Genomic DNA, 12,995 nt, shown 5'->3' with positions numbered 1-12,995 from the left:
ATGTTGTTAGATATTGAAGAAAGCCAGCTGGTTTTGGTGGATTACCAAGTGCGGCTGATGCCCGCCATGCTGGAGGGTGATCTGGTATTGGCGAATGCCGTGCGCTTGGCACGATGGGCCGCTTTGCTGGAGGTGCCTGCTTTTTATACCGAGCAAAACCCGTCTGGATTAGGGGCCACGGTGCCGCAACTGCTGGAAGCACTGGAAGAGTCAGAGGCCAGGGTGCTCAGCAAAATGCAGTTCAGCGCGGTGGAGGAAGGCTTGGGCGAATGGCTGCGCCCGCCAGCCAAACCCGTGCAAGGCAATGCGCGCAGCCTGCCCAAGCACCTGCAAAAACCACCGGCAGACCAGCGCGGTAGCATTGTGATTGCGGGTTGCGAGGCGCATGTGTGCCTGCTGCAAACGGCGTTGGACCTGCTGGAAGATGACTTTGAGGTGTGGGTCGTAACCGACGCCTGCAGCTCCCGCTCGGAGCGCAATCGGGATGCCGCCTTTGACCGTCTGGCCGGCGCGGGTGCCGAGCTGGTAACCACCGAGATGGTGGGGTTTGAATGGGTGCGCTCTGCCGAGCACCCCGATTTCAAGGCCATGCAGGCGCTTATCAAGTAAGCCTGCGGTCCTTGGCGGGCTAGTGGGGCGCCCTGGGGGTAAATACTGAAGTCAGCCTGTAGCAAGTTGCTTGCTCATAATTATGAATTCAGTTTTACGAATCCGACCGGAGACACACCATGCCAGGCTACGCCGACTTTTACCGTCGCTCTATCGACGACCGCGACGGTTTTTGGGCAGAGCAGGCCGCACTGATCGACTGGCAAACACCGCCCCAGCAGGTGTGCGATTACAGCAACCCACCTTTTGTGCGGTGGTTTGTGGGTGGCGCCACCAACCTGTGCCACAACGCGGTGGACCGCCACCTCCCCACCCGTGCTGACCAAGCCGCACTGATCGCCGTTTCCACAGAAACCAACACCGAGCAGACCTACACGTTTGCCCAGCTGCATACCGAAGTGCAGTGCATGGCGGCGGCCTTGCGTGCGCTTGGTGTGAACAAGGGGGATCGGGTGTTGATTTACATGCCCATGGTGGCGGAGGCCGCATTCGCCATGCTTGCCTGCGCGCGCATTGGCGCTATCCATTCGGTGGTGTTTGGGGGCTTTGCAGCCGGCGCCTTGGCCTCACGTATTGAAGATGCAACCCCTGTTGTGGTGGTGAGCGCTGACGCGGGCTCTCGCAATGGCAAGGTGGTGGCCTACAAGCCGCTGCTGGATGAGGCCATTGCCACATCGACCCACAAACCGGCCGCGGTGCTGCTGGTAGACCGGCAACTGGTTGCTATGAATTTAGTAGCTGATCGCGACCATCTGTGGGGGGCTCAGCGCCAGAATCACTTGCAAACGGTGGTTCCGTGCGAGTGGGTCGATGCCACGCACCCCAGCTACACGCTCTACACCAGCGGCACCACCGGTAGACCGAAGGGCGTGCAGCGCGACACAGGCGGTTACGCGGTCGCCCTGGCGGCCAGCATGCGGCACATTTATGGTGGCAAGGCGGGCGAAACCTACTTTTCTACCAGTGACATTGGCTGGGTGGTGGGCCACAGCTACATCGTCTATGGCCCCCTGATCGCTGGCATGGCCACCATCATGTACGAAGGGCTACCCACTCGCCCGGACGGTGGCATATGGTGGAGCTTGGTCGAAAAATACAAGGTGACCGTGATGTTCAGCGCCCCCACGGCGGTGCGGGTGCTCAAGAAACAAGACCCCGCCTTGCTGTCCCAATACGACCTGTCTAGCCTGCGTGCACTGTTTTTGGCGGGCGAGCCGCTGGATGAGCCGACGGCGCACTGGATCAGCCAAGCGCTGGGCAAGCCCATCATCGACAACTACTGGCAAACGGAGACCGGCTGGCCCATCCTCAGCATCGCCAATGGCGTCGAGCAAGCGCCCAGCAAATTTGGCAGCCCCGGCGTGGCCATGTACGGCTACAACGTCAAGCTGCTGGATGAAAACACGGGCGAAGAGTTGGTGGGCGCAGACCGAAAAGGGGTGGTGGCCATTGAGGGGCCGTTGCCGCCAGGCTGCATGCAAACCGTGTGGCAAGACGATGCCCGCTTTGTCAAAACTTACTGGAACAGCATTCCCGGCAAACTGGTCTACAACACCTTTGACTGGGGCGTGCGCGACAAGGATGGTTACTTTTTCATCCTGGGTCGTACTGACGACGTGATCAATGTGGCGGGCCACCGCTTGGGCACCCGAGAAATTGAGGAAAGCATTTCAGGCCACCCGAACGTCTCCGAAGTAGCCGTGGTCGGAGTGGCGGATGCACTCAAAGGTCAAGTCGCCATGGCATTTGTCGTGGCCAAAGACGCCAGTGCCCTGGTCGACGATGCTGCCAAGCTGACCTTGGAGGGCGAAATCATGAAGGTGGTAGACCATTCCATTGGTGCGGTGGGCCGCCCGGCACGCGTTCGGTTTGTGACAGTACTGCCCAAAACCCGCAGCGGCAAACTGCTGCGCCGTGCCATTCAGGCGGTGTGCGAGGGGCGCGATCCCGGAGATCTCACCACGATGGAAGATCCGTCTGCCCTGCAGCAAATCCGAGATCTGGCCCTACCGTGAAGTGAGTTACTGGGCGTAGTTGGTTACTTCCGCGCCCTTGGTCATGCCTACCGCACCCGTGATGGTGCCTACGGCAGTGCTCGTTTGCTGAAAGGTAAAGGCGGCCTTGGTCGCTCCGGCGCCAGTAAGAATGCCCTTGAAGTTGGAGTCCGTCATGGATGCATTGAAGCGGGCGCCGCTCAAGGAACCACTCGCGCTCGCGGTGTAATCGTTGCCTGCAAAGCGTGTCGTGGCACTGATACTTTGCACGTACGAAGAGCCAAAGTCCACCGTCATGCTGGCACTGACCAATTGCCCCACCAAGGTTGCGCCGGTGGACGTATTGGTGGCCGTTGGTGCGGTTCCGCCAATCATGTTGTATTCAAAGGTGCCCACCGTAGGCATCTGTAGCGTAGGAGTTGGGCGGCCCACGATGTAGTGCACGTCTTGTAGTGCTGCCGCCGTGCCCGACACAGGGCCCTTGGTGGCAGTGGCCCAGTAGCCCCAGCCAATGTAGTCGGCAGCAAACGGATCCCCTGATGCAGTAAAGCTGGAAACGTTGTTGCCTTTGAGCAATTGCTTGGATCCATCTGAGTCCAAAAAGGAAACCAGGGGCGTGTCGATCACGACCGCGGAGGCCTTGCCATCGGCGTTCACGGTGGAGTAGCCGGCGGTATTGAGCGCACTGTCGATACCTTTGAATTCCGCTTGTAAGTCGTTGATGACATACACCTTGTTGCCCGCCACGGTCTGGCTCTGCGGGGGAGGGGGAACACTGCCTTCGGACGATGTGCGTTGGGTGGTACGTGCCGGGTCCTGGTTTTTGTCCTTGACGACTACCGTTTCGCCAGCGGTCAGGCCGGCACAACCGGTGTTGGTGCAAACCACGATCGCGTCCTGCTCCGCATTCACCGCAACGGATCCATCGGTGTTGTAGGAGATCAGGAAGGACGAACCGCGGATGCCAATGGTGGCGGTGTTGGTGACGACCTTGTAGTTGTCGTGGTTGCGCTTGCCGATCAGGCCGGTGATAGCGCGCATGCCGCCTTTGGCCAGCTCGACCAGAAAGCTGTCGCTTTTTGCGTCGTTGTGGTCGGCATAGCTGGCCAGCTTGAACTGCGAATTAGGCTGGATAGCCACCATGCCGCCGTCGCTGAAGCGGATCTGCGCTTGCGCCCCATTGCTGGTCAGAATGTCATCGCCACTCTGAACGGCGCCCCCTTTTTTCAGGGGCACGTTGCTCCCGTTGGTGGAGCGCACAGTTACGTCGCCAAACACAAAGTTGGCCGTGCCGGCATCCACTGCCAAGCTCCAGGGGGACGTGACCAGCAAACCCACGGCCAGGGCGGTGCGGCAAGAGAAGAGGTGTGTGCGCATGGTGTGCTCCTGCTATCAAAATTCGCGGCGTGCGGTGATGGACAGCGTTTGTTTGTCGAAGGTGGACGTGCTCAGGTTGGACACGTTTTGCAGGTAGGCCCATTGCGAGGTCACACGCCAGGCCTTGGCGGGAACCCAGATGGAGCCCAGGGTCAGTCCCCATTGCTGGTCGTGGCGCACGCTGCCAAAGAAGGGGTCTGGCCCGTTGTAGCCTCGGTCTTCCAGGCTAACAGTGGCAAAGCCCGCCAGTGCTTCTGAAAACGGCTGCTGTAGGCCCGCGCGTGCGCCGATGAACTGCTGCCCCAAATGGCCGACGCCGGGCTCCATGGTGAGTTCTTGTCCAAGATAGCCGCTGCCATAGGCGGACAGTCCGCTTTTGAACTGCTGTCCATATGACGCGCCCACCGTGTAGCGGTCGACATTGCGGGTTTGCTGTGGGTAGCGGAGCTGGCCCAGTTGGGCATAGGCATTGAACTGACGGAAGCCATCAAAGCGGTGCGTCCACTCGCCCGTGATGCTCCAGCTGGTGCGGGCGGGAACGCTCGCAATGGTGCTGTTCCCCGCTTGCACCGCCACGGTGTATTCGTTGCGGTCCACCAGATAGGCGGCGCCTGCGCTGGCGTCGATCTGGGTGTTGTCATAGGCCAGTGCCGTCGGCTCATGGGCGCGGAAACTCGCGTTCAGGCTGCCGATAGCAGACCAGCGCGGCGCAATGGCTGTGCGTCCGGAAATGCCCAACCCCATGCCGCCAAACTGGCTGCTCACAGGCTTCAGGCCAAAGGCCTTGCTGTCGGGGGCGCTGTTAACGTTGTTGTCGAACCCCGCAGTGGCTTCAAGGTAACCCCGGGTGGTGGTCTTCGCTTCGGCCTCGATGCGCTCGATGGTCTGCAGCAACTGGTCAATCGTGCGGGCCGCCTCGGTGGGAATGCCTTGCTCCTTGGCTTGGCCCAGCATGGTCTTGGCGCCCGCGTTGTCACCTACGGCATACAACGCATGTCCGAGTTCTGCCCGGGCGCGCGCGTTGTTGGGGGTAACCATCAAGACCCGTTCTAGCGCAAAAATGGCGCGGGTGTAATGACCGGCTTGGTTGGCAGCGATTCCCAACACCAGGTCGAAATCCGGATCGCCGGAGCGCTGCATTTCCTGGGGCTCCAGCATCTCAAACGCTTTTTGCGCAGCACCTGATTCGGCCAGTGACAAGGCCTGCTTCAGCGTGGCGTCCCATTCGGCATGGGCTGTGCCGGCGAGCAACGCGCTGCCAAGCGCCAGGCAAGAAAGAAGACGTAAACGCATGGAGGGGACTTTCTGGCGAAATGGGGAGGCCTAAGCACGCAGGCAACAAGCGAATTTTATGCCATGCGCTTTTGCAACAAAAGCCCAATTCTCCCTTGGAAGCCCCCCGTTGAATCAAGACGGGCATCGCCCCAGTTTGGTGAATTCCCTTTGCCGCCAACGCATAAGGTGGCACAATCCGCCCTGCAATGAAGGCCCTTCCCATGCCACAGTCGCATCCGCCAATCGGTTCAGCCGTGTCGCGGAAGGTTAATTAACTAGCTTTAACCAGCTAATGTTCCCTGAAGGGGAACGGAGGTCAGCGAAATATGAGTGATTCAAGCTCCAATGGTGCGAGCACGGCTTCGTCCGTGTACCAAACCTATCAAAACAACACCTACCTGTTCGGTGGCAATGCTCCGTATGTCGAAGAGATGTACGAGAACTACCTGGCCAACCCCGGCAGCGTTCCCGACACCTGGCGCGATTACTTCGACGCGCTGCAAAACGTCCCCGCAGCCGATGGCTCTACGTCCAAAGACGTAGCCCACATGCCCGTGATCAACGCCTTCGTTGATCTGGCCAAAAAGGGTGTGAAGCATGTGGTGATGGCCACCGGCGCTGACTCCGAGATGGGGCGCAAGCGCACCGCAGTGCAGCAGTTGATTGCCGCTTACCGCAACGTGGGTGCCCGCTGGGCTGACCTCGATCCCCTCAAGCGCACCGAGCGCGACAAGATCCCCGAGCTGGAGCCAACCTTCTACGGCTTCAACGACGCTGACCAGGAAACGGTCTTCAACATCAGCAATACCTTCTTCGGCAAGGAATCCATGAGCCTGCGCGAGCTCATGAACGCTTTGCGTGAAACCTACTGCGGCACCATTGGCGTGGAGTACATGTACACCACCGACCAGAACCAGAAGCGCTGGTGGCAGCAAAAGCTGGAAGCCAGCCGCAGCAAGCCCCAGTTCAACGCCGAGAAGAAGAAGCACATTCTGGAGCGCCTGACCGCTGCCGAAGGGCTGGAGCGCTTCCTCCACACCAAATACGTAGGTCAAAAGCGTTTCTCCCTGGAAGGGGGCGAGAGCTTTATTGCCGCCATGGACGAATTGATCCAGCAAGCCGGCGCCAAGGGCGTGCAGGAAATCGTGATCGGTATGGCCCACCGCGGCCGCTTGAATGTACTGGTGAACACCCTGGGCAAAATGCCTGCGGACCTGTTTGCCGAGTTCGACCACACTGCGCCCGAAGAGCTGCCTTCGGGTGACGTGAAGTACCACCAGGGCTTCAGCTCCGATGTGTCCACTCCCGGCGGCCCAGTGCACCTTTCGCTGGCGTTCAACCCGTCACACCTGGAAATCGTGAATCCGGTGGTGGAAGGCTCTGTGCGCGCCCGTATGGACCGCCGGGGTGACCCCAAGGGCAGCCAGGTGCTGCCCGTGCTGGTGCACGGTGATGCCGCGTTCGGCGGCCAGGGCGTGAACCAGGAAACCCTGGCGCTGGCCCAGACCCGTGGGTACACCACCGGTGGCACGGTCCACCTAATCATCAACAACCAGATCGGCTTCACCACCTCGGACCCGCGTGACATGCGCTCTAGCGCTTTCTGCACGGATATCGTGAAGATGGTCGAGTCTCCAGTGTTGCACGTGAACGGGGATGATCCTGAAGCCGTGGTGCTGGCCACCCAGCTGGCCTTGGAATTCCGCATGGAGTTCGGCCAGGACGTGGTGTTGGACATTACCTGCTTCCGCAAACTAGGCCACAACGAGCAAGATACACCGTCGCTGACGCAGCCCCTGATGTACAAAAAGGTCGGCACCCATCCGGGTACCCGCAAGTTGTACGCTGACAAGTTGGCCGCCCAAGGTTTGGGTGTGGAGTTGGGCGATGCCATGGTCAAGGAATACCGCGCCGCCATGGACGCTGGGAAGCACACGGTAGACCCGGTGTTGACCAATTTCAAAAGCAAGTACTCGGTGGACTGGTCGCCCTTCCTGGGCAAAAAGTGGACCGACGCAGGTGACACTGCCATTCCGCTGACCGAATGGAAGCGTTTGTCTGAGAAGTTGACCACCATTCCTGCTGGTGTGACGCCGCACCAGCTGGTGAAGAAGGTGTACGACGACCGCGCCGCCATGGGCCGCGGTGAAGTCAATGTGGACTGGGGCATGGGTGAGCACATGGCGTTCGCCTCTCTGGTGGCCAGTGGTTACCCCGTGCGTTTGTCGGGCGAAGACAGCGGGCGCGGTACCTTTACGCACCGCCACGCCGTGATTCACGACCAGAACCGCGAGAAGTGGGATGCGGGCACCTACGTGCCCCTGCAAAACGTGGCCGACAACCAGGCCCCATTCGTCGTCATCGACTCCATCCTGTCCGAAGAAGCGGTGCTGGGCTTTGAATACGGTTATGCGTCCAACGACCCCAATACCCTGGTGATCTGGGAAGCCCAGTTCGGCGACTTCGCCAACGGCGCGCAAGTAGTGATCGACCAGTTCATCGCCTCCGGCGAAGTGAAGTGGGGCCGTGTCAACGGCATCACGCTGATGCTGCCGCACGGCTACGAAGGCCAAGGCCCCGAGCACAGCTCGGCACGCCTGGAGCGCTTCATGCAATTGGCGGCTGATACCAACATGCAGATCGTGCAGCCAACCACGGCCAGCCAGATCTTCCATGTGCTGCGTCGCCAAATGGTGCGCAACCTGCGCAAGCCCTTGATCATCATGACGCCCAAGAGCTTGCTGCGGAACAAGGATGCGACTTCGCCGCTGACCGAGTTCACCAAGGGTGCGTTCCAGACCGTGATCCCCGAGAGCAAAGAGCTCAAGGGCGACAAGGTCAAGCGCGTGATCGCCTGCTCCGGCAAGGTGTACTACGACCTGGTGAAAAAGCGCGAAGAGAAGGGATACGACGACGTAGCCATCATCCGCGTGGAGCAGCTGTATCCGTTCCCCCACAAGGTGTTTGCGGCAGAGCTGAAGAAGTACCCCAACGCCACCGACGTGGTGTGGTGCCAGGACGAGCCACAGAACCAGGGCGCCTGGTTCTTCGTGCAGCACTACATCCACGAAAACATGCTCGAAGGCCAGAAGCTGGGCTACTCCGGGCGCGCCGCGTCTGCGTCGCCTGCGGTGGGCTATTCCCACCTCCACCAAGAGCAACAAAAAGCGCTGGTGGAAGGCGCATTCGCCAAGCTCAAGGGCTTTGTGCTGACCAAATAAGCCGTCAGCAGCATCCTCACTCGAACACATACGGAAAGAATTGATATGGCAATCGTAGAAGTCAAAGTACCGCAGCTCTCTGAATCTGTGGCCGAAGCCACCATGCTGGCATGGAAGAAAAAAGTGGGTGACGCCGTCACGGCGGACGAAATCCTGATCGACATCGAAACCGACAAGGTGGTGCTGGAAGTGCCCGCACCGTCTTCCGGCGTGATCGTTGAAATTTTGGTGGCCGATGGCGGCACCGTGGTGGCAGAGCAGCTGATCGCCCGCATCGACACGGCCGCTGTGGCCGGCGCCGTGGCTCCCGCCGCAACCGCTCCCGTGGCTGCAGCGCCTGCCGCTGCACCCGCAACCGCTGCGGCACCCGCTAGCAACTCCAAGGCCGGTGTGGCCATGCCTGCGGCGGCCAAGCTGCTAGCCGACAACGGCATCGCTGCGTCCAGCGTGGAAGGCACCGGCAAGGATGGCCGCATCACCAAGGGTGATGTGTTGGCCGCCGCTGCTGCTCCTAAAGTGGTAGCTGCTGCCGCAATCCCCACGGGGGTTCGCACCGCTTCTTTGCCCCAAGTGGCATCGCCGAGCGTGAGCCTGGCGGATTCGTTGGCCGGACGCCCCGAGCAGCGCGTACCCATGAGCCGCCTGCGCGCCCGCGTGGCCGAGCGCCTGCTGCAATCGCAAAGCAGCAACGCCATCCTGACCACCTTCAACGAAATCAACATGGCCCCGGTCATGGAAATGCGCAAACGCATGCAAGAGCGTTTTGAGAAGGAGCACGGCGTGAAGCTGGGCTTCATGAGCTTCTTCGTCAAGGCCGCGGTGCACGCCCTGAAGAAATTCCCGGTGCTGAATGCGTCGGTGGACGGCAATGACATCGTGTACCACGGCTACTTCGACATCGGTATTGCCGTGGGCTCGCCCCGTGGCCTGGTAGTGCCCATCTTGCGCAATGCCGACCAGATGAGTTTTGCCGACATCGAGAAGAAGATTGCTGAATACGGCCAAAAGGCCAAGGACGGCAAGCTGGGCATTGAAGACATGACCGGTGGTACCTTCTCCATCTCCAATGGCGGCACCTTTGGCTCCATGATGTCCACCCCCATCATCAACCCGCCCCAGTCGGCCATCTTGGGCGTGCACGCCACCAAGGACCGCGCCATGGTGGAAAACGGTCAAGTGGTGGTGCGCCCCATGAACTACTTCGCCATGTCCTACGACCACCGCATCATCGACGGCCGCGAAGCCGTGCTGGGCCTGGTGGCCATGAAGGAAGCGCTGGAAGATCCCGCCCGTCTGTTGTTCGACATCTAAGGACCACACAGCATGAGCAAACAATTCGACGTGATCGTTATCGGTGGCGGCCCCGGTGGCTATATCGCCGCCATCCGCGCGGCCCAACTGGGCTTTAACGTGGCCTGTATCGATGAGTGGAAGAACGACAAGGGCGGTCCTGCGCCCGGCGGCACTTGCACCAACGTGGGCTGCATTCCCTCCAAGGCCTTGCTGCAATCGTCCGAGCACTTCAACCACGCCAACCACCACTTTGCCGAGCACGGCATCACGGCCACTGGCGTGAGCATGGATGTGGCCAAGATGCTGGCCCGCAAGAACACCGTGGTGAAGCAGAACAACGACGGCATCCTGTATCTGTTCAAGAAGAACAAGATCGCCTTCTTCCATGGCCGCGGTTCGTTTGTGAAAGCAAGCGATGCTGGCTACGAGATCAAGGTGGCAGGTGCTGCCGAAGAAGTCATCACCGGCAAGCAAATCATCATTGCCACCGGCTCCAACGCGCGCGCCTTGCCCGGCACCCCGTTTGATGAAGTCAATGTGCTGTCCAACGACGGCGCGCTGAATATCGGCGCCGTGCCCAAGAAGCTGGGCCTGATCGGCTCCGGCGTGATCGGCCTGGAAATGGGTTCTGTGTGGAAGCGCCTGGGCGCGGAGGTCACCATCCTGGAAGGCCTGCCGGTCTTCCTGGGCGCGGTGGACGAGCAGGTCGCCAAGGAAGCCTTCAAGGCCTTCACCAAACAAGGCCTGAAGATCGAGCTGGGCGTGAAAGTCGGTGAGATCAAGAACGGCAAGAAGGGCGTGTCGGTGGCCTACACCAACGCCAAGGGCGAAGCCCAAACGCTGGATGTGGACAAGCTCATCATCTCTATCGGCCGCGTGCCCAACACCATCGGTCTGAACACCGAAGCGGTGGGCCTGGCGCTGGACGAGCGCGGTGCCGTGGTGGTGGATGCAGACTGCAAAACCAACCTACCCGGCGTGTGGGCAGTGGGTGACGTGGTGCGTGGCCCCATGCTGGCGCACAAGGCGGAAGAAGAGGGCGTTGCCGTGGCCGAGCGTATTGCTGGTCAGCACGGACATGTCAACTTCAACACCGTGCCGTGGGTCATCTACACCAGCCCCGAGATTGCGTGGGTTGGCCGCACCGAGCAGCAGCTCAAAGCGGACGGCGTGGCGTACAAGGCCGGTCAGTTCCCCTTCCTGGCGAATGGTCGCGCCCGCGCGCTGGGCGACACCACCGGGTTTGTGAAGTTTCTAGCCGATGCCACGACCGATGAAATCCTGGGCGTGCACATCGTGGGTCCGCAGGCATCGGAATTGATCTCCGAGGCTGTGGTAGCCATGGAGTTCAAGGCCAGTGCTGAAGACATTGCGCGTATTTGCCACGCCCACCCCTCCTTGAGTGAAGCCACCAAGGAAGCGGCGCTGGCGGTGGACAAACGCACGCTGAACTTCTGATTTAGGAACGAAATAGGCTGCTAGCCCCCGTGGGTAGTGCGCTAGCAGCTATTATTTCCATAGCGAATCGGAGTTCCTCTTGAGCGTCAAAGCAACCTACGAGGCCGAGCTGGCCGCGCGCGGCTACACGGCCGACCCGGCCCAGCTGCGTGCGGTGGAGGCGCTGGAGCGTTGCGCCACTGAGTGGGCGCAGTACAAGGAAAAGCGTTCTAACGCGCTCAAGAAGCTGATCAACCGCCCCGAGATTCCGCGCGGCGTGTACATGTATGGCGGAGTAGGCCGGGGAAAGAGCTTCCTCATGGATTGCTTCTTCAACGCCGTGCCACTCAAGCGCAAAACGCGCCTGCACTTCCACGAGTTCATGCGCGAGGTGCACCGCGAGTTGATTGACCTGCAAGGCACGGTGAACCCGCTGGATGAGCTGGGCAAGCGCATGGCCAAGCGCTACCGCCTGATCTGCTTTGACGAGTTCCACGTGGCGGACATCACCGACGCGATGATCCTGCACCGCCTGTTGACGGCGCTGTTTGACAATGGCGTTGGCTTTGTCACCACGTCCAACTTCAAGCCCAACGACCTGTACCCCGGCGGCCTGCACCGTGACCGTATCCTGCCGGCGATTGCCTTGCTCAATGCCAAGCTGGAGGTGCTGAGCGTGGACAACGGCACCGACTACCGGCGCCGCACGCTGGAGGACGCCCAGCTGTACCACGTGCCCAACGGCCCGGAGGCCGATGCGGCGATGACGGCCACTTTCAATGCACTGGCTGAGCAGCATGATGAAAACCCGGTCTTGCACATCGAATCGCGTGAAATCCATGCGCGGCGCATGGCAGGTGGTGCCGTTTGGTTTGACTTCAAAACCCTGTGCGGTGGCCCCCGATCGCAAAACGACTACTTGGAGATTGCCTCGCGCTTTCACACGGTATTCTTGAGCGATGTGCCCTATATGCCAGTGCGCATGGCCTCTGAGGCGCGGCGCTTCACCTGGCTGGTGGATGTGTTGTATGACCGGCGCGTCAAACTCATCATGTCGGCTGCCGTGGCACCCGAGGCGCTGTACACCGAAGGTCCCATGTCACACGAGTTCCCACGCACGGTCTCGCGCCTGACGGAGATGCAATCCAAAGAGTTTTTGCTGCTCGAGCGCCGCGTAGTGGACACGGGGCTGACATGAAAACGGCAGTCATCGCTCTGTCGCTGTGTTGGCTGGCCTCTGGCACGGCGCTGGCCCAGGACGATGTTGAGGCCCAGCGCCAGTCCATTGCCGCGGCACGTGCCCAAGCGCAGACAGAGTTTGCTGCGCAGGAAGCTGTGTGCGCCAAGCGCTTTGCCGTCACCACCTGCATGGAAGACGTGTCCGCACGCCGCCGCGCCAGCAGCAAAGCCTTGGCACGCCAGGAGGCTGTGTTGAACAACGCGGAGCGCACGCAGCGCGCCGCTGAGCAGCGGGAGCGTCTGGACGACAAAGCGCGGGAACGCTTGGCCCGTGATGCTGGGACACAAGGCAACCGGGATGTTGAGGAGGACAAACTGCAGCAGCAGCGGGACAAGCAGGCCCAACACCAAGCGCAGACCGCGCAGGCTAGCAACCGCTCAGCTGCTGCTTCGAAACCTGGCCTAGCTGCCAGTGCGCAGACGGCCAACCAACAGGCATTTGCGGACAAACAGAAAGCGGCTCAAGAGCGCAAGGCCGCCCGCGACAAGCGGTTGCGGGAAAGCACCAAACCCAAACAGTCCCTGCCTACGCCACCCTGATGGTGGCTTG

9 protein-coding genes are annotated in these 12,995 nt (G+C 60.7%); 7 read left to right on the top strand and 2 right to left on the bottom strand.

Going from position 1 to position 12,995, the window contains the following annotated elements:
- Positions 1–609, top strand: coding sequence for an isochorismatase family protein (locus AC097R_RS13795; protein WP_479598714.1), 609 nt, complete (start codon positions 1–3; stop codon positions 607–609).
- A 119-nt stretch (positions 610–728) separates the two neighbouring features.
- Positions 729–2,624, top strand: coding sequence for a propionate--CoA ligase (locus AC097R_RS13790; RefSeq protein ID WP_479598713.1), 1,896 nt, complete (start codon positions 729–731; stop codon positions 2,622–2,624).
- A 6-nt stretch (positions 2,625–2,630) separates the two neighbouring features.
- Here AC097R_RS13790 and AC097R_RS13785 read toward each other — a convergent pair whose 3' ends face one another.
- Both AC097R_RS13785 and AC097R_RS13780 read right to left on the bottom strand, forming a co-directional pair.
- A complete protein-coding gene (locus AC097R_RS13785; RefSeq protein ID WP_479598712.1) occupies positions 2,631–3,980 on the bottom strand; it encodes a FecR family protein in 1,350 nt (449 codons plus the stop codon).
- 15 nt (positions 3,981–3,995) lie between these two features.
- A complete protein-coding gene (locus tag AC097R_RS13780) occupies positions 3,996–5,273 on the bottom strand; it encodes a tetratricopeptide repeat protein (protein WP_479598711.1) in 1,278 nt (425 codons plus the stop codon).
- Between the two features lie 308 nt (positions 5,274–5,581).
- Here AC097R_RS13780 and AC097R_RS13775 point away from each other — a divergent pair, with 308 nt between their 5' ends.
- From AC097R_RS13775 to AC097R_RS13755, 5 genes are all read left to right on the top strand, one after another.
- Positions 5,582–8,476: a 2-oxoglutarate dehydrogenase E1 component gene (locus AC097R_RS13775; protein WP_479598710.1), complete on the top strand. Its 2,895-nt coding sequence runs from the start codon at positions 5,582–5,584 to the stop codon at positions 8,474–8,476.
- A gap of 45 nt (positions 8,477–8,521) precedes the next feature.
- Entirely contained in the window at positions 8,522–9,787 is a 1,266-nt protein-coding gene (odhB, locus tag AC097R_RS13770; protein WP_479598709.1) for a 2-oxoglutarate dehydrogenase complex dihydrolipoyllysine-residue succinyltransferase, read from the top strand.
- 12 nt (positions 9,788–9,799) lie between these two features.
- Positions 9,800–11,227 (top strand): dihydrolipoyl dehydrogenase, encoded by a 1,428-nt coding sequence (lpdA, locus tag AC097R_RS13765; protein ID WP_479598708.1) that lies wholly within the window; start codon positions 9,800–9,802, stop codon positions 11,225–11,227.
- 79 nt (positions 11,228–11,306) lie between these two features.
- On the top strand, positions 11,307–12,404 hold the full coding sequence (gene zapE, locus AC097R_RS13760; protein WP_479598707.1) for a cell division protein ZapE: 1,098 nt from the start codon (positions 11,307–11,309) through the stop codon (positions 12,402–12,404).
- A complete protein-coding gene (locus tag AC097R_RS13755) occupies positions 12,401–12,985 on the top strand; it encodes a hypothetical protein (RefSeq protein WP_479598706.1) in 585 nt (194 codons plus the stop codon). Before zapE ends, AC097R_RS13755 begins: the two co-directional genes overlap by 4 nt.
- Positions 12,986–12,995: the final 10 nt, after the last annotated feature.

Source organism: Rhodoferax sp. ZS1R25, from assembly GCF_056521335.1.
Note: the sequence above shows the minus strand (reverse complement) of the source record. Positions and strands in the feature narration are given on the sequence as shown.